Source organism: Paractinoplanes tereljensis, assembly GCF_016862435.1.
Taxonomy (GTDB): Bacteria; Actinomycetota; Actinomycetes; order Mycobacteriales; family Micromonosporaceae; genus Actinoplanes; species Actinoplanes tereljensis.
This window is the reverse complement of record NZ_BOMY01000050.1, coordinates 256,020-277,532: the sequence shown is the minus strand read 5'-3', so window position 1 is coordinate 277,532 and position 21,513 is coordinate 256,020. Positions and strand designations below refer to the sequence as shown.

The following is a 21,513-nucleotide window of genomic DNA, read 5'->3' as shown; positions in this document are numbered from 1 at the left end:
TCTCCCTCAGCCCAGCCGGACGCGCGGGTCGATGACGCCGTACAGCAGGTCGACGATGAGGTTCATGATGACGATGAAGAACGCGGCGAACAGGGTCACGCCCAGGATGGTCGGCAGGTCGTTCTGCCGGATGCCCTGGAGTGCCCAATAACCCAAGCCGCGCAGGTTGAAGACCGCCTCGGTGAGGATCGCGCCGCCGAGCAGGGCACCCACGTCGAGACCGAAGACGGTGACCAGCGGGGTGAGGCCGGAACGCAGACCGTGCTTACCGATGACGGTGCGCTCACGCAGGCCCTTGGCCCGGGCGGTACGGATGTAGTCCTCGCCGAGGGTCTCGAGCATGTTGGCCCGGGTGAGCCGGGCGTAGGTGGCGGCGAACAGGAACGCCAGCGTCACCCACGGCAGGATCAGGCCGGTGAACCACTTGATCGGGTTGTCGATGAACGGCGTGTATTCCGCGTTCGGCAACCACTTCAAGCCGTACACGAAGATGCTCAGCGCCAGCAGGCCGGTGAAGTAGATCGGCAATGACACGCCGGCCAGCGCCACTGTCATCACCCCTCGGTCCCAGATCGATCCGCGTCTCAGTGCGGAGATCACGCCGAACAGCACGCCCATCAGCACCCAGAGGACCGCGGCCCCGATGGCGAGCGAGATGGTGACCGGGAGGGCGTCGATCAGGATCGGCCACACCTCCTGGTTGGTCTTGAAGGTGTAACCGAGGCAGGGCGCCGAACAGTGCGTGATGTCCGGTCCGTTGGAGTAGTCGCGGCCCGCGACGATCCCCTTCAGGAACTTGCCGTACTGAACGATGATCGGGTCGTTGAGCCCGAGCTTCGTCCGGATGCCCTCGACCGCGACCGGGTCGGCCTGCTTGCCGACGTACAGCAGGGCCGGGTCGCTGCCGGTGGCCTTCGGCACCAGGAAGAAGACGCCGAAAGTCACGAGAGTGACCACGAGAAGTGTCACAACGGCATTGATGAGCCGCCGGATGAGGTATGCCAGCACGACTTTCGGCCGAAGTCCGGGCGGGCACCGAGTTCTCGCGAACCCGGCACCCGCCCGGCGGGGGCGGCCTTCACCTGCCCTTCGATTTACCCGTCGGTACTACAGCGAGCGGATTACTTGCCGTCGCTGACGCCGAGCGACGCGAAGTCCACCATGGCCAGGCCGGAGTGGAAGTACACGTTCGTCAGCCGCGGGTTGTAGTAGTTGAGCGCCTTGTCGAACACGAACGGCAGGAAGTAGTAGCCGTCCATGACCTTGACGTTCGCCGCCTGGTAGTCGGCCGCCGCAGCAGTGGCGTCCTTCTCAGCCAGACCCTTGGTGAACAGGTCGTTGATCGCCGGGTCGTTGATCTCGGGGAAGTTGAAGTTGCCGTTCTCCGCGATGAACGAGCCCATGGCCAGCGGGGCGAGGTATCCATAACCGGTGGGGAAGTCAGCACCCCAGCCGGCGATGATGATGCCGTAACCCTTCTTGTGCACGTTGTTCGGCGAGCCGGCAACGGTGGCGATCTGCGAGCCGTCGTACTGCTCGATCGCCGCGTTGATGCCCACGGTCTTCAGCGCCGCCTGCAGGGCGGTCGCGGTCGCGATCTCGGCCGGCTTGTTGTTCCGGACCGCGATCTTGGTGTCGAAGCCGGTCGGCTTGCCACAAGCGGTCAGCGCCGCCTTGGCCTTGTCGACCTGCGGCTTGCCCTGAGCGCGACCGTACGGGTCGTAGCTCTTGTCGGCACCGAGGATGTTCGGGGGCAGCATGTTGGTCGCGATGTCGCCACCGGCCACCGGGCCGCCACGGGCGGTCTGCAGCGTGGTCGGGTCGGACGCGTAGATGACCGCCTTGCGGCACTCGATGTTGTCGAACGGAGCGACCTTGGAAACGATCGCGGCGTACCGGATGAAGCCGTTGTTCGGGTTCGCGGCGTTCGCCTTGAGCTTCTCGTCGGTCAGGATCTGGGTGCGGGCCTGGGTCTGCACACCGGACTGGCTCGCGTCCATGTCGGCGGTGCCGGCGATCAGGCGGGCGTCCATGTCCTCAGCGTTCGTGGTGATCGTGAGGGTGATCTTGTCCGGGAGCGCCTTGCGGTTCGGGTCGGTCGAGGCGTCCCAGTTGGTGTTGCGCACCAGGGTCGCGCCCTTGCCCGGCTGAATGCTCTCGAACTTGTAGGGGCCCGAGGAGGCGGGGGCCAGGCCGTACTTCGCGCCGGTGTCCCGCTTCTGCGGAACCGGAGCGCCGCCCGGCAGGGCCAGCTCGTACGGGAAGTTCGCGTTCGCGGCCTTCAGGTGGAAGACGATGGTCGAGTCGTCCGGCGTCTCGACGGTCTTCAGACCCAGCTTGTTCGGGTCGGTGTCCTTGTACGGGCCCTTGTAGCCCTGGCCCTGGTCCAGCTCCTCGATCAGGTACAGCGGGCCGCCGGGGACGACGTCCTGCGCGAAGATGCGCTCGATGCCGTACTTGACGTCCTTCGAGGTGATCGCGGTGCCATCGTCGAACTTCAGACCACTCTTCAGCTTGAAGGTGTAGGTCTTGCCGTCCGCGCTGACCTCGGGAGCGGCCGAGGCCAGGTCCGGGGTCAGGATAAGGCCGTCAGCGCCGACCTTCGGCGTGTAGGTCATCAGGGTCCGGCTGTAGAGCCGGTTCATGTTGATCGTCCAGGCGTAGTACGAGATCGCCGGGTCGAACGAGTCAGCGTCCTGGGGGCTCCACAGGTTGAGGGTGCCGCCCTTCTTGTCGCTGACGTTGACGACCTTCGTCGACGACGCGTTGAAAGCCGCGCCAGTGTCCGAAGAGCTTGTGTTGCTGTTGTCGTCATCGGAACCGCCACCGCATGCGGCGGTCAGCCCCAATGTGAGTGCGGCCGCTGCGGCCACCATCACCTTCGTCTTGCCTGCCACCAGTACTCCTACCTCCTAGAACGGCGACCTGCGGGAGTCGCCGAGACTCATGCGATGAAACGGTGTTGCTGGGCGGGCCTTCGGATGCTTACCGGGCTTTGGGGTCCAGGGCATCGCGCAGACCGTCGCCGAACAGGTTGAACGACAGCACGGTGATGAAGATCATCGCGCCTGGGATGATCATGAACATCGGGTCGTACCGATAGAACTGGAGCGCGTCCGAGAGCATGCCACCCCAGGACGGGAAGGGCGGCGGGATGCCGACGCCGAGGAAGCTCAGCGCCGCCTCGGTGAGGATGTTGGTCGGGATGATCAAGGTCGTGTAGACCAGGATCGGCGCCGCGAGGTTGGGCAGCATCTCGCGGAACAGGATCCGCGGCGACCGCGCGCCGAGACTCCGCGAGGCTTCCACGAACTCGCGCTCGCGCAGCGACAACGTCTGACCACGAACGATCCGGCCGATGTACGGCCAGCCGAAGAAGCCGATCACGCAGATCAGCACGATCGAGCGCGCCCATCTGGCGTTCAGCCCGAACATCGTCTGCGGCAGCACCGACACCAGCGCGATCGAGAACAGCAGCTGCGGGAAGGCCAGCAGGAAGTCCATGATCCGGCTGATGATCGAGTCGACCCAGCCGCCCACGAAGCCGGCGGTCATGCCGAACAGCACGCCCAGGATCGTCGACAGGAACGCGGACAGGAACGCGACGGTCAGCGTGGTCTGCGCGCCGTAGACGATGCGGCTGAAGATGTCTCGGCCGTTGACCGGTTCCACCCCGAGGAGGTAATCGCCCGAGATGCCACCCAGCTTGCCGAGCGGCAGGCCGAGGGTCGGGTCGATCTTGTCGTTGTGGTACTCGTCGAACGGGTGCCCGAACAGCTTGATCAGCAACGGGGCGAGGATCGCGATCAGGATCAGGACGAGGATGACGATGCCGCCGCCGACCGCGACGCGGTCTTTCTTCAGCCGTCGCCAGGCGATCTGCTTGAGCGACCGACCGGCGATCGCTTTCTCGCTTGGATCTCGCTCCTGAGCCGCGTCGGCGGTGGGCGTCGTCTCGTCATGGAGCGACGTCTCCGGGCCAAGCGACATCTAGCGCCGGTCCTCTCCCGGTGACCGGCGCAAAGCGGGCAGCTCACAGCCCAGCAGCGCGCCACTGAGAGGCGGGCCGTAGGCGATGGCTCCCGCAGCGTCCGGCAACCGATCGGTTGTCTCGTGCCTCGAGTGCCGACCCTCGTCGCAGCGGTCATATGAGCCCGCGCCACGAAGGCACTCGACGGCGGGGGTGCCGCCATCGCAAGGAACATTCACCTAATGCGGTGCCTCGGTCAAGTTCACGGACCGCACACGGTCAGTTCCGTGTCTCCCTCGTGATGTGGCTGTGACCTATGGCACCGACCAAACGGAAACTACCGCGTCAGATGGCTCGGATCTAGCTAATCCGGACTAAATCTCATGCGTGGCGTTACAGGCAGGTTACCGATGGTTGATCTAAATAGCTCTACGTCCCTCGAATGCACGACCCAGAGTGATCTCATCGGCGTACTCGAGGTCGCCGCCCACCGGAAGACCACTTGCCAAACGGGTGACTGAGATCCCCATCGGTTTGATCATCAAACCGAGATAGGTAGCCGTGGCCTCACCCTCAGTATTCGGGTCTGTGGCGAGAATCAACTCCTTGACCTCGCCGGTGCCGACCCGCTGAAGCAGCTCGCGGATGCGTAGGTTGTCCGGTCCGATGCCCTCAAGCGGATTGATCGCCCCGCCGAGAACGTGATAGCGCCCCCGGAACTCACCGGTCCGTTCGACCGCCACCACGTCCTTGGGCTCCTCCACCACGCAGAGCACCTCGTTGGTGCGGCGGGGGTCCCGGCAGACCCGGCACTGCTCCGACTCGGCCACGTTGAAGCAGGTCGTGCAGAAGCGAACCAGCTCCTTCACCTTGCGCAGCGCGGTGGCGAGCCGGTTGACATCGGCCGGGTCGGCCGAGAGGACGTGGAAGGCGATCCGCTGGGCGCTCTTCGGGCCCACGCCCGGGAGACGGCCCAGCTCGTCGATCAGGTCCTGGATAGCGCCTTCGTACACCGGGTCAGAACCCCGGAATGCCCAGGCCGCCACCGAGACCACCGGTGGCCGGGCCCATCTTGGCCTCGGTCAGTTCCCGCTGCGCCTCGGCGGCGTTGCGGATCGCGGCGAGCACCAGGTCTTCGAGCGACTCGATGTCGTCCGGGTCGACGGCCGCGGGGTCGATGCGCACGGACTTGACCTCGCCCAGCCCGGTCATGACCACGCTGACCAGCCCGCCGCCGGCGCTGCCGGTCAGCTCGGCGGCAGCCAGCTCGGCCTGAGCCTGAGCCACCTGCTGCTGCATCTTCTGCGCCTGCTTCATGATCTGCTGCATGTTCGGCTGTCCACCGGGCCGCATTGCCACCGCTCCTCGAACTAGAAGTCACCGGGTTTCCGGCCATGCCGATACCCACCCGGTGCCCAACGCCAATCGCCGCCCAGCGTAGCCGCCCCACCCGCCCCACCGACCACACGCCACCCACCGGCCAGGCGGTAAGCCATCGCCCCAGCTGGCGCCTCAGCCAGTGCCTCAGCCGCCACCCCAGCCAGTGCCTCAGCCGCCGCCTCAGCTGGTGCCTCAGCCGCCGCCCCAGCCGGCGCCTCAGCTGGCGCCTCAGCTCTCGCCGATCTTCTCCGCGCCGAGCAGTTCCTGGAGGAGTCGGAGGGCCTGTTGTTCGCCGCTTTCCCGGGCGGTCTTCTCGTCGATCACTTCGTCCGACGGCTCATCACCCGGATCGAAGCCCTCGAACCCAGCCGGCCCACCCGCCGGCGGCGCACCGTCATAGTCCGGGTCGTAGGGGGCTTCCTCGGTGGGCGAGCCATCGGCCCAGGCACGGTTCCCGCCCGGCGCCGCCGGGGCCCCGGCTGGACGTGCCGCAGCCGCTTGCCGCGCCGCGGCGAGAGCGGCCCGCGCGGCCCCCGCCCCGCCACCGGGCCCGGCGTTACGCCCACCCCGCCCGGCCGGCGGAGTGTCAGCGGCAGCCGGAGGCACGAAGGTCCCGGCCGCCGGTGATGCAACGTTTGAAGCAGCGGTCCCAGCCGCCAGCGCTGCGGCACGCGCCGCAGCGACGCCAGGCCCAGCGGCCGGGGCCCCTGGGGGGACGGCGTTCGGTGTAGAAGTCCCGGCCTCGGGGACGGCGGCGTGCGAAGCGCCGGCCCCGGAGGGCGAGGATGCGGTGCGCGATGCGCCAGCCTCAGAAGCAGGGGATCCAGCGCGCGACGCGCCAGCCTCAGAAGCCGGGGATCCGGCGCGCGGCGCGCCAGCCTCAGAAGCCGGGGATCCGGCCCGCGACGCCCCGGTCTCAGAAGCTGGGGATCCGGCGCCAGCCTCAGAAGCCGGAGACGCGGTACGCGACGCGCCGGCCTCGGAAGCCGGGGACGCGGCGTGCGGCGGGACGGTGCCGGCAGCTGAAGAGACTGCATGGGGCGCGACGGTGGCTTCGGCGGTCGAGGACGCGGCGCGAGGTGCCGGATCGCCGCTGTCGCCGACAGCGGTCGGCCGGTCGATCGCCACCGTGTCGGCCAGGCCCGCAGTCGGCTCGCTCGAGTAACCGTTGGCGCTGGGCGCGGGGTTCGCTGACGCGGCGCCGGACGCATCCGGGCGCGCGGCGGCGACGCTGGGCGAGTCGTCCGCTTCGATGTTGCTGCCCGCGGCGGCACCGGTCGTCGGCGACGGGCGCGAATCAGTGACCGGCGGGGGTCCACCGACCTGCCGGACCTCCGGCCAGTCCTCCTCGTCGTCCACCGCTTCCGGGGCGGCCGGTGCCGTCGGGCCGCCTGGTTTGGCCGGTTCCGGCCACTCGTCGTCGCCGGCCGAGGACGACTCGGCCTCCTGGCGACGGGTCTGCGGCGGCCGGGCCGCCGCGGCCTGCGACTGCTGCGCTCCGGAGGCCGCCCGCGGCGGGGCCGAGACCTGAGCGGCCGGCTCACGCGCGGAGTCGTTGCGGGACGGCGCGCGACCGCCGTTCGTCGGCACCTCACGGCGCTCGGCGACCCGGGCCGCCGGCACCCCACCACCCCCGGTGCCGACCTCGCAGCGGATCTGCCAGCGACCACCGAGGGTCTCGTAGAGCGCGTCGGTGATCAGCGAGAAGAACCGGCTGATCCGGTCGACGAAGTTCTGGTGCTGGAACACCAGCACCACGGTGTCGCCGTCGAGAGCCCGAACCACGGCGCTCGCGGCCATCGGCCCGGCGATCTTGCCATTCGGCTGCCGCTTGATGGCCGTGATGATCTCCGGCCACACCTCGCGCACGGTTTCCACCGTGACCTGACCGGGAAGGTCAGCAACGGCCGCGGCCCCCGGCTCCTCAGGCGCATCCGGCAGAAGACCGGCCGGCTGACCAGACCTAGCCGGCGTCGGTGCGGCCGACGCCACGGGGACGTCTGGCGCCACCGGCGCCGCTGCCGACGGCGCGGGCGCGGCCGGCGCCGCTGCCGGTCCAGGCGCTGCGGCCTGCGCCGCTGCCGGTGCTGCGGCCTGCGCCACTGCCGGTGCTGCGGCCTGCGCCGCTGCCGGTGCAGATGCTGCGGCCTGCGATGGTGCTGCGGCCTGCGCCGGTGCGGCCGAGGCCACCGGTGCCGATTCGACCACTGCTGCCGCTACCGGCTCGGCGGATCGCGTCGGCGAGTCGGACGGACTCGCTACTGGCTCGACCGGATGCGCTGGCGAATCCCCGACCGGCGCAAGCTTCGGCGCGACCGGGGGAACGGCCGCCGCCGACCGGTCCTGCTCGGGAACCGGTTCATAGTCCGGCTCGTCGTCCCAAGGCGGCTCGTCGTCGTAATACTCCGGGCCCGGCGCGGGCACGGACGCCGCCGGCGCGGCGGGCGCGCCCGAAACCGGCGCGGCGGGCGCAGAAGCCACGGCGGCGGGCGCAGAAGCCGGGGCAGCGGGTGACACCGGCCGCGGAGCGACCGCTTCCGGAGCCGGCTGGGCCGCACCAGGCGAAGCCGCCGGCGAAGCCGCCGGCGAAGAAGAAGCAGGCCGCCGATTGGCCGTGGCCGAAGCCGACTTCTTTCCGGCAGCCGCAGCCGCGGCCAGCGCAGCCGCCTTCGCCCCGCCCCCGCCCCCGCCGACGACGGCGGCGGCGGCGGCGGGTGGCGCAGAGGCCGGAGCGGCGGAAGCCACGACCGGTGCGGTGGACGCGGCGGGGGCGGGCTCATCCCGTACGGCTGGAATCTCTCCGCCCAGCGTGAGTCGCCGCTCCATGCGCTCCAGGCGCTGCAGCAGCGAGCCCGTCGAGTCTTCCGCCCCGGGCAGCAGCATGCGTGCCGTGACCAGCTCGAGCAGCAGCCGCGGCGCGGTCGTGCCGCGCATCTCCACCAGGCCGTTGTGCACGATGTCGGCGCAGCGCGACAGCGTCGCCGGGCCGAGCCGGCCGGCCTGCGCGGTCATCGCCTCGAGTTGGTCGGCCGGGCCGTCGATCAAGCCCTTGGTCACCGCGTCGGGCACCTGCTGCAGGATGATCAGGTCGCGGAAGCGTTCGAGCAGGTCGGAGGCGAAGCGGCGCGGGTCGTGGCCGGCCTCGGCGACCCGGTCGATTGTCTGGTAGGCGGCGGCACCGTCGCCGGCGGCCAGGGCGTCGCACATCTCGTCGATCAGGGCGACGTCGGTGACGCCGAGCAGGGCGACCGCGCGGCTGTAGCTGACCCCGTCGGGGCCGGCCCCGGCGATCAGCTGGTCGAGCACCGAGAGGGTGTCTCGCGCCGACCCGCCGCCGGCCCGCACCACGAGCGGGAGCACGGCCGGCTCGACGTGCACGCCCTCGGCCTCGGTGAGCTGCTGCAGGTAGGGCCGCAGAACCGCCGGCGGAATCAGCCGGAAGGGGTAGTGGTGGGTGCGGGAGCGGATGGTGCCGAGCACCTTTTCCGGTTCCGTCGTGGCGAAGATGAACTTCACGTATTCCGGGGGCTCTTCGACGAGCTTGAGCAGCGCGTTGAAGCCGGCCGACGAGACCATGTGCGCCTCGTCGATGACGTAGATCTTGTAGCGGCTGTTGGCGGGCGCGAAGAACGCCTTTTCCCGCAGCTCACGAGCGTCGTCGACACCACCGTGCGAGGCCGCGTCGATCTCGATGACGTCGATCGAGCCGGCACCGTCGTTCATCAGCGAGCGGCAGGACAGGCACACGCCGCACGGTTCTGGCGTGGGGCCCTGTTCGCAGTTGAGCGAGCGGGCCAGGATGCGCGCGCTGGACGTCTTGCCGCAGCCACGTGGCCCGGAGAACAGGTAGGCGTGGTGCAGCCGGCCACTGCGCAGAGCCTGCGACAACGGCTCGGTGACGTGCTCCTGCCCGATGACCTCGGCGAAAGTCCGTGGACGGTACTTGCGGTACAGAGCGAGTGACACTCCTACCCCTCCTCAACGACCGGGCCATTGTCCGTCGGGGGTACGACAAGAACCAACGAGGGGGTGGAAACGAAGGACCCCCCGTGCACCCGTCAGAGCCCGCTTATCCTTGCTGCCTTCCGGCCCTGGGGAGGTTCACGAGATACACGCCGCACGAGGGGCTGCCCGGAAGCCTACCGAACCCGGTTTCGTTCCGTGCGCCGACCCGCACGCAACCCCGGCCCCGGAAGTCTGTATTCTGGCCGACGGAGGATTCGCCTAGTGGCCTAGGGCGCACGCTTGGAAAGCGTGTTGGGGGAAACCCCTCACGAGTTCGAATCTCGTATCCTCCGCCAGCAACAACACGAAGGCCGGACACGTTGCGTCCGGCCTTTTTGCTGCGCCGGCTCAGCCGGCACGCGACATGACCGCCGTATCACCGGATCGGCGACCATCGCCACCAGCGAGTAGCACCCTGAACCCACCGTTGGCAGGATCTATGCATGAAGATTCGCGTCAGCCTGCCTGAGGAGGATGTCAGGTTCCCCGACGAGCAGGGGCCAAGCCGTTCGGCCGTCCTCCACGAGGCTGTCAGCCTTCTGCGCGACCGGCAGCTTGCCAGGCAATACGCGGAGGCGTTCAGCGAGTGGGATGACTCGCCCGATGCGGAGCTCTGGGATGCCACCACCTTCGACGGCCTCCCTCGCACGGCAGGGTGACATCGGGCAGTTGGCGGTCCTAAATTGCCGCGACGCGACGGGCCGGACCCGGCGGGTCCGGCCTTCGTTGCATGGGGTTTCAGAGCTGGGCGGCGGCGATCGCGTCGTCCACCTCGGGGAAGATCGCGAAGTATTTGCTGAGTCCGACGGTTTCCAAGAGCCGTACCAGGAACGGGTTGGCCCCCGCGAAGCTGAGCCAACCGCCACGCGCGGTGATCACCTGTTTACTGGTGATGAAGGCGCTCAGGCCGACCGAGTCGCAGAATTTCAGTTCGGTCAGGTCGACCACGATCCGGGGAACCGGGCGCTCCAGCAGGTCGGCCAGGGTGGTGCGGAGATTCACTGAGGTTTCGGCGTCCAGTTCACCTTTGAGATGCAGCACCGCGACGTCGCAACGGTGGTCGGTGACAGTGGCCTTCATGGGAGAAAAGCTAGATCCACCGAAGTGATTGCCACCGGACAATCGGTCCGATTTGCGCAGAGTGCAGCGGAAACACGAACGGGTCAGACCCCGAGGGGTCCGACCCGTTCAGAAAAATTCGGCTGGCCGATGGTGTCATGCGAGCGGCGCAGCCGGCCCAAGGCGCTCTAGATCTCGCGCCACTGCCAGCGTGGACCACGCCACGCGTCTGCCAGGATCAAGGCGGAGGCCTTGCCCGGACACTGTTGCACCTTCGACTTGCCCTGCGGCCCGCCCATCTGAGCTTCGACTTCCCACAGATCGCCGTCGGTGCGGACGTAGACGTCACGGCGTGCGATCCGGACGTCACCATTCCACCAGTGATGCTCAACTCTCACATGTCAAATCTAGGACAGATTTCAGGCATCGGCGTAGGGCAATCTTGTGAAAACTTCTCGCCAGCCGGTTGGAGCGCATTGTCTGATCCGGTGGTTTTTGGCCCGGTGACTTGCGCAACAGTGAAGGTCGCAGGGCCGTCCACTCTTCGTCACGCCAGGTAATCGGTCCAGCTCGGGACCAAGGCCTCTGGACGCCGAAACGATTGCGTTACGTGCAGGACATCTGATCATGGCGAACACCCGAACGGTGGAGCCCGAACCGGGACGTACGGCGGAATGATCTTGGATCACCGAGCGTGATCCCGAATTGGTCACAAAAGAGCCCGGCGACTCCGTTTAGGAGTCGCCGGGCTCAGTGGCGGTGGTGAAGGGATTTGAACCCTTGGAGGGCTTGCACCCTCACACGCTTTCGAGGCGTGCTCCTTAGGCCGCTCGGACACACCACCGCGAAGTAGGTTACAGGAGTCTCGCGTGGGTCCGCCGCCGGGTTACCCCATTACCGAGGGCGGCTGCTCTGGCCTGGCAGGATCGGGCCCATGACCAACCGAGCAGAGGAGCACGAAGCATGAGCGTGCACATCGGCGGGCAGCCGGGCGACATCGCCGAGCGGGTTCTGCTCCCGGGCGACCCGATGCGGGCGAAGTGGATCGCGGAAAACTTCCTGCAGGACGCCAAGTGCTACACCCAGGTCCGCGGGATGCTCGGCTTCACCGGCACCTATCAGGGCGTTCGGGTGTCCGTGCAGGGTTCCGGCATGGGCATGCCGTCGGCGTCGATCTACACCCACGAACTGATCAACGAGTACGGCGTGAAGTCCGTCATCCGGATCGGCTCCTGCGGCGCGCTGGCGATGGACCTGCAGCTGGGCGACGTGATCGCGGCGATCGGCTCGGCGACCGACTCGAACATGAACCGGTCCCGCTTCGACGGCCTGATCGACTACGCGCCGGTGGCCAACTTCGAGCTGCTGCGCACCGCCGTCGAGGTGGCCGAGCGCCAGGGCACCAGCCTGCGGGTGGGTCCGATCCTGGCGGCCGACGCGTTCTACACCGACCGCCCCGACCTCTACGACTCGCTGGCCGATTACGGCGTGCTCGCGGTCGAGATGGAATCCGCCGCGATCTACACGATCGCCGCCCGCTACCGCGCCAAGGCGCTGACCATCCTCACCGTGAGCGATCACATCAAGACCGGCGAGAAGATGGACTCGGCCCAGCGTGAGCAGGGCTTCGGCGACATGGTGCGGATCGGTCTGGAGACCGCGATCGCCGACGCGGCCTGAGCTTGCTGCCGCGGCGTCACTCTTGGCGACGCCGCGGCACCCTCTATCCGTACGCGTGACACCTTCCACAACCGCAGCGAACCCGAACCGGGAAGCTCATCGGAAGAAGTCGCGCACCAGAGCGGCACACTCCGCCTCGAGCACCCCGGAGTAGACCTCCGGCCGGTGATTGAGCCGGCGGTCCCGCACCACGTCCCACAGCGACCCCACGGCGCCGGTCTTGGGCTCCCACGCCCCGAACACGAGCGTGGACACCCGCGCCAGCACCAGCGCCCCGGCACACATCGTGCAGGGCTCCAGCGTCACCACCAGGGTGCAGCCGTCGAGCCGCCAGCTACCGACAAGCGTGGCCGCCCGCCGCAGCGCAACGATCTCGGCGTGCCCGGTCGGATCCCCGGTCGCCTCCCGCTCGTTGCCGGCGGCGGCCAGTTCCTGCCCCTCGGCGTCGTAGACGACCGCCCCCACCGGCACGTCGTCCGGAAACGACGACGCGACCTCGATCGCCCGCCGCATCCAGGCCTCGTGCCGGGGTTGAGGGGCCAGGCTCACGCCTCGCGCAGCTCTTCCATCTCGTCACCGCACCCGATCTTCTGGCAGAGCTCGGCGGTGACGTCGGACGGCAGCATGCCCTCCTTGCCACACAGGCCGAGCAGCCGGCTCGAGCTGATCCCGAGGTCGCCGAGCAGCTCGGCGTCCCCGACCGGGTCGGCGTCGGGATCGGCCGACGGGCGGTCGTCCTCCTCGTCGTCCTCCTCCTCGTCCTCGTCCGGCGACGAGGTCAGCTCGTCGATCTCCAGGGCCGGTGCCTCGATCTCACCGAGCAGCACCGAGCCGATCCGGGACTCCTCGGCGAACGCCGAATCGGAGCCGAACACCCGCAGGTCTTCGCCCTCATCGAGGCGAAGGATCGCGAGGTACTGGTCGTCGCTCTCGACGAAGAGCAACGCCAGATCGGCGTCCGGCTCGACGTCGCGAAGCGCGTCCACCACTTCGTCGATGTCGGCGAGGCCGGTCAGGTCCAGCTCGGACGCCGTCCACCCGTTCTTGCCACGGCCGATAGCGGCAGCGAAAGTCGACAAGATTTCCCCCCACGCGACTTTTGTCTTCAGCGAGTGACGGTAGCGGGAAGAACACCGGGCGCGGCGCGCCACGCCCCCAAATGGGTATGAAGTCAGTTGGCCAGGCGACGTCGACTGGCGATCAGCTCGCGGAGACGGGCCCCGCGAAGACGCTGCGGCTGGGCGGACTCCCGGGCTTTCGCGTCGGCGAGGGCGGCGAGCAACTCCAGACGGCGACGGCGACGATCGGGGTCGAGCCGTGGCGGTGAGGGGGCCATGAAGCCGAGACTGCCGACCGGCCGGACGTCCGTCAAGGCCAAGTTCGGACCGCGACGATCACGGCACGTCCGGTGGCCGGCAAATGGGGCTAACCGGCGCTGTTCACCAGAGCGGCCAGTCGTACGTGGTGATCCACCGGTTGGCGACGAAAGCCATGGCTATCGATAGTCCGAGACCGCTGGCGAGCGCGACCCCGACGGCGACACCCCGGTCGCCGCGGAGGGTGAGAACGAACGCCACGATCCACGCGGTGATCGCCGCCACAATCGTCCACCACGCGTACGTCGCGAGGTCGTGGGCGAGGCTGCCGAACAGCCCGAGCCACAGCAGGGTCGAGCCGAGCCCGGCCATCACCCCGGCCGCGCCGATCGGGTGCGGCTCCCGGAACACCGGCCGGGACGGGCCGGGGAACAGGCCGGACGGCGGACGACCGAGCGCCGGCGGCGGGAATCCGGGCGGCGGCGGATAGGCCGGCGCCGGCCAGGCTGGGTGCCGCTCGCTCACGGGTTTACCTCCGTCTGCGCTGGTCGGTCACCGCCAGCCTAATCCCGCCCGCACGGGACGGCGGTGCGCGGCGACTTCTGCCACCATGGCCGGATGCGTCTGCCCCGTACCCTCGCCGGACTGACCGCTGCGGTGCTGTGCCTGACCGCCTGCGGCGGGACTCCCGGCGGCACCTCGGCGGCCGCCACACCCCAGTTCGTGACCCCGGCCGCCGAGTCATCGCCGGAGACCCTGGTGGCAACTCTGCCGTCGTCCGCAGCGGCGCCGAGCGCGTCGGCAAAGCCGAGCCCGACCCCCAGCAAAAGCGCCACCACGGCCGTCAAGGTGAAGTACGTCTTCCCGGTCAAGGCGTCGAACGTGGCGTTCCACCCGACCCACTCGAAGTACCCGGCGACCGACATCTTCGCCGACTGCGGCGAGACGGTGGTGGCCACGACCAGCGGCGTCGTGCTCGAGGTGAGCCTCAAGGACCTCTACGTGGAGGGTTCGCCGGACGGGCCGAACAACGGCGGCATGTCGGTGTCGCTGCTCGGCGACGACGGCGTCCGCTACTACGGCTCGCATCTCAGCAAGGTCAACACCAACATCAAGGCGGGCGTACGCGTCACGGCCGGCCAGCAACTCGGCAAGGTCGGCAAGACCGGCAACTCGAGCGGCGTCTGCCACCTGCACTACGGCATCTCGCCGCCGTGCGCCAAGGTCGGCGACTGGAAGGTGCGGCGCGGCGTGGTCTGGCCGGCCACCTTCCTCACCTCGTGGCGCAAGAGCGGGCAGAAGAGCCCGGTCGCCACCGTGAAGAGCTGGAAGAGCGCACACAACTGCAAGGCGTAAACGTCGAAGTGGGCGCGGGGCCGCACCCTCGCCCAAGAGATGCGGCCCCGCGCTGCCGGGAGAAAGGTCTCAGCTGAACTGGGCGAACCTCTTCTGGGTTCGGCCGTCCACGGTGGTGAACGCGCCGCCCATCGCGACGCTGTCCAGTTCGGGGTTGCTGGCCAGGGCGAGGACGCCCTCGACGCCGTTCGCGTCGGCGGTCCAGTCGAGCAGCCGGCCGTCGGCCACCGCGAGCGCGGCCAGCTTGACCCGGTTGTCGGCGCCGTCGACGCAACTGCCCTGGGTGCCGGTGCGGGCGGTGCTGCAGGCCCGGTCGAAGTGGCCACCGGCGTAGACCACGTCGTCGAGCACGGTGATGGCCTGCGCGTTCCCGTCGAACGTCGACGACCACCGCAGTTGCCCGCCCGGGGTGTACGCGCTGACCCGGCCGCCGTGCCCGCCGTGCGCCGAGTAGACGCCGGTCGAGGTGACCGCGAGGGCGTACGTGATGACCGGGGGTTGGGGTTTGAAGCCCGGAATCACGGCGGCTGTCGTCGGGTCGAACGCGACCAGACGGTCGTACCCAGAAAGGCCGTTGACCTTGTGGAATTTTCCGCCGGCATAGATCCGGCCGCCGCCGGCCGCGACGGTCTCGACCTGATCGTCGGCGGTGGGCCGCCATCTCGCGTCGAGCAGACCGGTGGTCAGGTTGAAGGCGGCGAGCTTGCCGCGCGGCTGGCCGTCCACCGCGGTGATCGCACCGCCCAGGTAGAGCCGGTTGCCGGCGGCCGCGGGCGCGTAGGGCCGGCCGCTGATCGCGTGCTTGAAGGTGGCGTGCAGCGCGCCGCTGAACGCGTCGACCCGGGCCAGGCTGTCCCGCGGATGCCCGCTGACCGTGCCGAAGTCCCCGGCGAAGTAGATCGATCCGCCGTTGACCACGAGCGCCTTGACCCGGCCGTCGGCGGCGGGCGCCCAGGACAGCAGGTGGCCGGTGCGGGCGTCGATGGCGGCGAGGTGGCCGCGGGCCACCGACCGGCCCCGGACGATCGCGGCGGTGAAGTCCCCGCCCAGGTAGACGACGTTGCCGCCGTAGGCGACGGTGAGGACGGCTCCGTTGAAGCTGGGCATCGAGTCGGAGGACTGCGCCAGGGCGGGCGCCGGCGCGGCGGCGAGGGCGAGCGCCGCGGCAGCCAGTCCGATCGTGAGTGTTTTCCCCGGGTAAGTCACGTTATTACCGTATTCCCCGGAGAAAGCCGCAGACGGTCGCGAAACGGACAGACCCGCAGGTGAGACGGCCGATGCCCGCCTGTCCGAACGGCTGATCTTGAGCGCGTGGGAGAGTTCCCTGGTGAACGTGGCCGTCATCGGACTGGGACTCATCGGCGGGTCACTGCTGCAGGCGCTGGAAGCGGCCGGGCATGCGGTGACCGGGTACGACGCGGACCCGGCCACGCGCGAGCTCGCGGAGAAGGACGGCCGGAACGTGGCCGGCTCGGTCGCCGAGGCGGCCGCGGGCGCCGAGATAGTCGCCCTCGCCGTACCCCTGCCGGTCCTGCCCGGGGTGATCGCCGAGCTGGCCGGTTACGACGGCCTGATCACCGATGTGACCTCGGTGAAGGGGCCGGTGCGGGCGCTGGGGATCCGGCGGTTCGTCGGCGGGCATCCGATGGCCGGCAAGGAGACGTCCGGCTATGCGGCGGCCGACCCGGCGCTGTTCGACGGGTGCGCCTGGGTGCTCTGCCTCGAGCCCGGCGAGACCGATCTGGACGACTGGCTCACCGCCGCCGCGCTGTTCACCGCACTGGGTGCGCGGGTCGTGCCGGCCACCGCGGCCGAGCACGACCGGGCCGTCGCCGAAATCAGCCACGTGCCGCACCTGCTCGCGGCCGCGCTCGCCCGGCGCCTGGTGGGCAACCCGCTGGCCGCCGCGCTGGGCGCCGGATCGTTCCGGGACGGCACCCGGGTGGCCGGCACCCGGGCCGAGTTGATCGCCGCGATGTGCGGCGGCAACGCGACCGCCACCCGCGAGGTGCTGACCGCCGTCATCGACGATCTGCGGCAGCGGCTCGACGAGCTGTCCGCCGCCGATCCGGTCGAGGCCCTGATCCCGGCCCTGCGCGAGGCCGGGGACGCTCGGCGGGCCTGGCCGCCGAAGCCCGGCGCGGCCGCCGAGGAGCCGGCCGGGGCCGAGGAACTGCTCGCGCTCGGACGGGCCGGCGGCTGGGTCACCGCGGTTTCGGAAAGTCGGGTCACCGTCCGGACAATGCGGCCAGAAAGTGACCGCATTACTCCCTAGGGTCGACGTAACAGCCGAAACCCAAGGAGATGACATGCCCGCTCAGGTCGGTCCGGTCAACACCGAGCAGGAGGGTCTGCTCGGCTACCTCGCCCAGATGCGCTTCGTGATCCGCCTGACGGCGTACGGGCTCAGTGCGGAGCAATTGCGAGCCACGCCCACCGCAAGCCCGCTCAGCGTCGGTGGCCTGATCAAACACGCCGCCTCCACCGAGGAGGGCTGGCTGTCGGTCATCCGGCGCGAGCCGCAGGAAGCGGATTACGCCCGGTACGAGGAGAACTTCAAGCTCGCCGACGGCGAGACGATCGAGGACGTGTTCGCGCGCTATGACCGGGTCGCCGAGCAGACCGAGAAGACGGTCACCGAGCTGGGCGATCTGAACTTCGAGATGCCGACCGACGGCGCGCCGTGGAACCGCCCGGACGTCACCCACTGGAACGTGCGGTGGATCCTGCTGCACCTGATCCAGGAGACCGCCCGGCATGCCGGGCACGCCGACATCATCCGCGAATCCATCGACGGCGCCACGGCGTACCCGTTGATGGCGGCGGCCGAAGGCTGGCCGGCCACCCCGTGGCTCAAGCCCTGGGAAAAGGAGAGCTAGGGGCGGTTGCCCTTGTCGAGGCGGATCACCCGGCGGTCGGTGACGATCGCGGTGACCAGGTCGCGCGGCGTGACGTCGAACGCCGGGTTGACCGCCTCGGACCAGGGCGTCACCTCGGCCGAACCGCGGTCCTCGATCGGCACCACGTCGCCGCTCGGGGTGTCCAGGTCGACCGTCGACTCGGGCGCGACGACCACGAACGGCAGGCCGGCCCGGCGGGCGCCGAGCGCGTGCGAGTACGTGCCGATCTTGTTGATCACGTCGCCGTTCGCACAGATCCGGTCGGCTCCGAGGATCACGGCGTCCACCTCGCCGCGGGCCATCAGGAACGGGCCGGCCGAGTCGACCGCGACCCGGTGCTCGATCCCCCACTGGCCCAACTCCCACGCGGTGAGCCGGGCGCCCTGCAGCAGCGGCCGGGTCTCGCTGGCGATCACCCCGCCGAGCTCGCCCCGGTGGTGCAGCTCGCGCACCACGCCCAGGGCCGTGCCGAGGACCACGGCGGCCAGCCCGCCGGTGTTGCAGTGGGTCAGCAACCGGGGTCGCCGGCCGCAGAGTTCGAGCATCAGGTCGGCGCCGCGCTTGGCCATCGCCTCGGAGGCGGCGATCTCCTCGTCGCGCACCCGGCAGGCCTCGGCCAGCACCGCGGCCGGCCCGGCCGGCAACAGGGCCGCCGCGCGCCGGACCCCGCGGGCCAGGTTGACCGCGGTGGGCCGGGCATGTTCGAGGCGCTCGACCGCCGCGGCCAGCGCCGCCGGGTCGTCGGCATGCACCTGGGCGGCCAGCGCCACCCCGAACGCGCCGGCCACGCCGAGCGCCGGTGCGCCCCGGACCGCCAGCGACTGAATCGCCGTCACCAGGGCCGGCACGGTGTGCAGGCGCAGGATCCGGAGCTCCTTGGGAAGCACTGTCTGATCGATGATCTCGACGGCCCCGTCCACCCAATCGATCGTCTGCACGGCCCGAGCGTAGCCGTCTAACCTGGCCGCATGGCATCTCGTGATCCGGTCGACGACCTTCGCCGCATCGCCTTCCACCTGGAGCGGGCCAACGAGGCGACCTATCGGGTGCGGGCGTTCCGGTCGGCCGCCGCCACCGTCGCCGCGCTGCCGGCCGACGAGCTGGCGGCCCGGGTCGCGGCCGGCACGCTGTCCGAGCTGTCCGGGGTCGGCGACGTCACCGCCCGCTGCATCGCCGAGTCGCTGGCCGGCGAGGAACCGGTCTACCTGCGCCGGGTGGCGTCGACCGCGGGCACCGACCTGACCGCGGCCGCGGCCGCGCTGCGGGACGCACTGCGCGGTGACTGCCACTCGCACACCGACGCCTCCGACGGCGGCTCGCCGATCGAGGAGATGGCCCTCGCCGCGGTCGAGCTGGGCCACGAATACCTGGTGATCACCGACCACTCGCCGACGCTGAAGGTGGCCAACGGGCTGAGCCCGGCCCGGCTGCGCCGCCAGCTCGATCAGGTGGCCCGGCTCAACGACGCGCTGCCCGACGGGTTCCGCATCCTCACCGGCATCGAGGTCGACATTCTCGAGGACGGCTCGCTCGACCAGGAGGACGAGCTGCTGGCCCGGCTCGACGTGGTGGTCGGCTCGGTGCACAGCAAGCTGCGCGACGAGTCACCCCGGATGACCAAGCGGATGCTGGCCGCGATCGCGAACCCGCACCTGGACATCCTCGGCCACATGACCGGCCGCAAGGTCCCGGCCGGCGGCGAGGGCGACAAGGGACACCGGGCCGGCCGCACCCGCCCGCCGAGCACGTTCGACCTGCCGAAGGTGCTCGCCGCGGTGGTCGAGCACGGCAAGGCCATCGAGATCAACTCCCGGCCGGACCGGCTCGACCCGCCGAAGCGGATGCTCACCGTCGCGGTCGAGGCCGGCTGCCTGTTCAGCATCGATACCGACGCGCACGCCCCCGGCCAGCTCGATTGGCTGGGCAACGGCTGCGAGCGGGCCGCGCTGTGCGGGGTGCCGGCCGAGCGGGTGGTGAACACCTGGTCGCTCGATCGACTCCTGGAATGGACTGCGGGACACAATTGAGTTGTCCCGTCCCGTAAGGTCCATTCGTGGGACGAATTGACGACCTCGCTGACCGTTACGTCGAGGACTGGGCCGAGCTCAACCCGACCGGGGCGACCTATGTCGGCATCGCCGGTCATGACGACAAGACCGACGACCTATCTCCAGAGGGCTTCGAGGCCCAGGCCGAGCTGACTCGGCGCACCATCAACGAGCTCGATGTGGTCGAGCCCGAGCACGAGTCCGAGCAGGTGGCCAAGGACGCCATGCTGGAACGGCTCGGTCTCGAGCTGGCCACCTACGACGCCGGGCACTCGAAGAGCGCGATCAGCGTGATCACCAGCGGCCTGCACGGGCTGCGCGGGGTCTTCGACGTGATGGCCACCGAGGGCGACGAGGCGGTCGCCAACATCGCGGCCCGGCTCAACTCGTTCGCCGGCGCCGTCGAGCAGTACAAGACGACGCTGCGCGAAGAGGTCGAGGCCGGCCGGGTCAGCGCCCGCGCGCAGCTGCTGGCGGTCGCCGAGCAGTGCGACGCGTGGACCGACCCGACCCGCGACGACTTCTTCCACGGCCTGGTCCGCCGGCTCGACGCGAGCGGCGCGCTCGCGACCGAGCTGGAGCGGGGGGCCACCGCGGCCACCGCCGCCACCGTCGGCTTCGGCACGTTCCTGCGCGAGGAGCTGGCGCCGCGCGGGCGGGAGAAAGAGGCGGCCGGCCTCGAGCGGTACGAATTGGCGTCGCAATACTTCCTGGGCGCCAAGGTCGACCTGCAGGAGACGTACCTCTGGGGTTTCGACGAGCTGGCCCGCCTCGAGCGGGAGATGGACGTCTGCGCGGTCGCCATCGGCGGCTCGGGCACCTCGGTGCCCGAGGCGGTCGCGACCCTGGACGCCGACCCGGCCCGCAACATCCCGGGTAAGGAAGCGTTCCGCGACTGGATGCAGGCGCTCGCCGACAAGGCGATCTCCGAGCTGAACGGCACCCACTTCGACATCGAGCCGCCGGCTCGCAAGATCGAGTGCTGCCTGACCCCGACCAGCGACGGCGGCATCTACTACACCGGCCCGAGCGAGGACTTCTCCCGTCCCGGCCGGATGTGGTGGGCGGTCCCCGAGGGGATCACCGAGTTCTCCACCTGGCGCGAGGTCACCACGGTCTACCACGAGGGCGTGCCCGGCCATCACCTGCAGGTCAGCCAGACCCTGCTGCGCGCCGACCTGCTCAACCGCTGGCAGCGGCTGCTCTGCTGGTGCTCGGGCCACGGCGAGGGCTGGGCGCTGTACGCCGAGCGCCTGATGGACGATCTCGGCTACCTGGAAGACCCGGGCGACCGGCTCGGCATGCTCGACGGCCAGGCGCTGCGGGCGGCCCGGGTGATCGTCGACATCGGCATGCACCTGGAGCTGGAGATCCCGCGGGACAACCCGTTCGGCTTCCACCCGGGCGAGCGCTGGACCCCGGAGCTGGGCTGGGAGTTCCTGCGGGCGCACACTCGGATGTCCGACGAGGTGCTGCGCTTCGAGTGGAAGCGTTACCTGGGCTGGCCGGGGCAGGCGCCGTCGTACAAGGTGGGCGAGCGGATCTGGTTGCAGGCGCGTGAGGAGACGAAGCAGCGCAAGGGTGCTGATTTCGACCTCAAGACCTTCCACCGGGACGCGCTCAACCTCGGCTCGCTGGGCCTCGACCCGTTGCGTAAGGCACTCGGGCGCCTCTGATCAAAATGATCAAATCGGGCTTTTCTGCGGATCACTCCGGAGAAAAGCCCGATTTGTCGTTCGGCCCGCATTACCTAATGCCATTCTTAAGCACTCTGCAACCGATTGACTACACGCCGTAAA

The 21,513-nt window shown here is 69.6% G+C and carries 21 protein-coding genes, 2 tRNA genes and 1 other RNA gene; 8 read left to right on the top strand and 16 right to left on the bottom strand.

Going from position 1 to position 21,513, the window contains the following annotated elements; genetic code table 11:
- Positions 1–6: 6 nt before the first annotated feature.
- The 7 genes from Ate02nite_RS39505 to ffs form a co-directional block, all read right to left on the bottom strand.
- Positions 7–1,008, bottom strand: coding sequence for an ABC transporter permease (locus tag Ate02nite_RS39505; protein ID WP_203813014.1), 1,002 nt, complete (start codon positions 1,006–1,008; stop codon positions 7–9).
- Positions 1,009–1,121: 113 nt separating this feature from the next.
- Positions 1,122–2,897: an ABC transporter substrate-binding protein gene (locus Ate02nite_RS39500; RefSeq protein ID WP_239148039.1), complete on the bottom strand. Its 1,776-nt coding sequence runs from the start codon at positions 2,895–2,897 to the stop codon at positions 1,122–1,124.
- Between the two features lie 88 nt (positions 2,898–2,985).
- A complete protein-coding gene (locus Ate02nite_RS39495) occupies positions 2,986–3,990 on the bottom strand; it encodes an ABC transporter permease (RefSeq protein WP_203813013.1) in 1,005 nt (334 codons plus the stop codon).
- A gap of 399 nt (positions 3,991–4,389) precedes the next feature.
- On the bottom strand, positions 4,390–4,983 hold the full coding sequence (gene recR / locus Ate02nite_RS39490) for a recombination mediator RecR (protein WP_203813012.1): 594 nt from the start codon (positions 4,981–4,983) through the stop codon (positions 4,390–4,392).
- A gap of 4 nt (positions 4,984–4,987) precedes the next feature.
- A complete protein-coding gene (locus Ate02nite_RS39485; RefSeq protein ID WP_239148056.1) occupies positions 4,988–5,299 on the bottom strand; it encodes a YbaB/EbfC family nucleoid-associated protein in 312 nt (103 codons plus the stop codon).
- Between the two features lie 279 nt (positions 5,300–5,578).
- Positions 5,579–9,316 (bottom strand): DNA polymerase III subunit gamma and tau, encoded by a 3,738-nt coding sequence (locus Ate02nite_RS39475; RefSeq protein ID WP_239148038.1) that lies wholly within the window; start codon positions 9,314–9,316, stop codon positions 5,579–5,581.
- Between the two features lie 69 nt (positions 9,317–9,385).
- An RNA gene (gene ffs / locus Ate02nite_RS39470) (signal recognition particle sRNA small type) lies at positions 9,386–9,482 on the bottom strand.
- A gap of 81 nt (positions 9,483–9,563) precedes the next feature.
- On the opposite strand from ffs, the gene Ate02nite_RS39465 reads away from it, so the two are divergent.
- Both Ate02nite_RS39465 and Ate02nite_RS39460 read left to right on the top strand, forming a co-directional pair.
- Positions 9,564–9,651 (top strand) — tRNA-Ser (locus Ate02nite_RS39465).
- Positions 9,652–9,798: 147 nt separating this feature from the next.
- Positions 9,799–10,014 carry a hypothetical protein gene (locus Ate02nite_RS39460; protein WP_203813010.1) on the top strand — a complete coding sequence of 72 codons (216 nt, stop codon included), beginning with the start codon at positions 9,799–9,801 and terminating at the stop codon, positions 10,012–10,014.
- 79 nt (positions 10,015–10,093) lie between these two features.
- Here Ate02nite_RS39460 and Ate02nite_RS39455 read toward each other — a convergent pair whose 3' ends face one another.
- The 3 genes from Ate02nite_RS39455 to Ate02nite_RS39445 form a co-directional block, all read right to left on the bottom strand.
- Complete coding sequence (locus tag Ate02nite_RS39455) at positions 10,094–10,435, bottom strand: STAS domain-containing protein (RefSeq protein WP_203813009.1); 342 nt, start codon at positions 10,433–10,435, stop codon at positions 10,094–10,096.
- Between the two features lie 167 nt (positions 10,436–10,602).
- The gene (locus tag Ate02nite_RS39450; RefSeq protein ID WP_203813008.1) at positions 10,603–10,812 is read right to left on the bottom strand and encodes a hypothetical protein; all 210 of its coding nucleotides are present in this window, start codon (positions 10,810–10,812) and stop codon (positions 10,603–10,605) included.
- A 356-nt stretch (positions 10,813–11,168) separates the two neighbouring features.
- Positions 11,169–11,258 (bottom strand) — tRNA-Ser (locus Ate02nite_RS39445).
- Positions 11,259–11,377: 119 nt separating this feature from the next.
- Here Ate02nite_RS39445 and deoD point away from each other — a divergent pair.
- On the top strand, positions 11,378–12,094 hold the full coding sequence (gene deoD / locus Ate02nite_RS39440) for a purine-nucleoside phosphorylase (protein WP_203813007.1): 717 nt from the start codon (positions 11,378–11,380) through the stop codon (positions 12,092–12,094).
- 96 nt (positions 12,095–12,190) lie between these two features.
- Here deoD and Ate02nite_RS39435 read toward each other — a convergent pair whose 3' ends face one another.
- From Ate02nite_RS39435 to Ate02nite_RS39420, 4 genes are all read right to left on the bottom strand, one after another.
- A complete protein-coding gene (locus Ate02nite_RS39435; RefSeq protein ID WP_438871319.1) occupies positions 12,191–12,643 on the bottom strand; it encodes a nucleoside deaminase in 453 nt (150 codons plus the stop codon).
- Complete coding sequence (locus Ate02nite_RS39430; RefSeq protein WP_203813006.1) at positions 12,640–13,173, bottom strand: tRNA adenosine deaminase-associated protein; 534 nt, start codon at positions 13,171–13,173, stop codon at positions 12,640–12,642. The genes Ate02nite_RS39435 and Ate02nite_RS39430 overlap by 4 nt, the downstream gene beginning before the upstream one ends.
- Before the next feature lie 92 nt (positions 13,174–13,265).
- Positions 13,266–13,430, bottom strand: coding sequence for a hypothetical protein (locus Ate02nite_RS39425; protein WP_203813005.1), 165 nt, complete (start codon positions 13,428–13,430; stop codon positions 13,266–13,268).
- 103 nt (positions 13,431–13,533) lie between these two features.
- Positions 13,534–13,845 (bottom strand): hypothetical protein, encoded by a 312-nt coding sequence (locus tag Ate02nite_RS39420; protein WP_203813110.1) that lies wholly within the window; start codon positions 13,843–13,845, stop codon positions 13,534–13,536.
- Positions 13,846–14,028: 183 nt separating this feature from the next.
- On the opposite strand from Ate02nite_RS39420, the gene Ate02nite_RS39415 reads away from it, so the two are divergent.
- Positions 14,029–14,766 carry a M23 family metallopeptidase gene (locus Ate02nite_RS39415; protein WP_203813004.1) on the top strand — a complete coding sequence of 246 codons (738 nt, stop codon included), beginning with the start codon at positions 14,029–14,031 and terminating at the stop codon, positions 14,764–14,766.
- Between the two features lie 69 nt (positions 14,767–14,835).
- Here the strand turns inward: Ate02nite_RS39415 and Ate02nite_RS39410 are convergent, their stop codons facing one another.
- Positions 14,836–15,972, bottom strand: coding sequence for an outer membrane protein assembly factor BamB family protein (locus Ate02nite_RS39410; RefSeq protein ID WP_239148037.1), 1,137 nt, complete (start codon positions 15,970–15,972; stop codon positions 14,836–14,838).
- Positions 15,973–16,093: 121 nt separating this feature from the next.
- Here Ate02nite_RS39410 and Ate02nite_RS39405 point away from each other — a divergent pair, with 121 nt between their 5' ends.
- On the top strand, positions 16,094–17,041 hold the full coding sequence (locus Ate02nite_RS39405; protein ID WP_203813003.1) for a prephenate dehydrogenase: 948 nt from the start codon (positions 16,094–16,096) through the stop codon (positions 17,039–17,041).
- Between the two features lie 34 nt (positions 17,042–17,075).
- Entirely contained in the window at positions 17,076–17,645 is a 570-nt protein-coding gene (locus Ate02nite_RS39400; protein ID WP_203813002.1) for a DinB family protein, read from the top strand.
- Here the strand turns inward: Ate02nite_RS39400 and mtnA are convergent.
- Positions 17,642–18,604 (bottom strand): S-methyl-5-thioribose-1-phosphate isomerase, encoded by a 963-nt coding sequence (gene mtnA, locus Ate02nite_RS39395; protein ID WP_203813001.1) that lies wholly within the window; start codon positions 18,602–18,604, stop codon positions 17,642–17,644. The genes Ate02nite_RS39400 and mtnA overlap by 4 nt on opposite strands.
- A 30-nt stretch (positions 18,605–18,634) precedes the next feature.
- Here mtnA and Ate02nite_RS39390 point away from each other — a divergent pair, with 30 nt between their 5' ends.
- Together Ate02nite_RS39390 and Ate02nite_RS39385 are read left to right on the top strand one after the other, a co-directional pair.
- Positions 18,635–19,693: a PHP domain-containing protein gene (locus tag Ate02nite_RS39390; RefSeq protein ID WP_203813000.1), complete on the top strand. Its 1,059-nt coding sequence runs from the start codon at positions 18,635–18,637 to the stop codon at positions 19,691–19,693.
- A 26-nt stretch (positions 19,694–19,719) separates the two neighbouring features.
- A complete protein-coding gene (locus tag Ate02nite_RS39385) occupies positions 19,720–21,390 on the top strand; it encodes a DUF885 domain-containing protein (protein WP_203812999.1) in 1,671 nt (556 codons plus the stop codon).
- Positions 21,391–21,513: the final 123 nt, after the last annotated feature.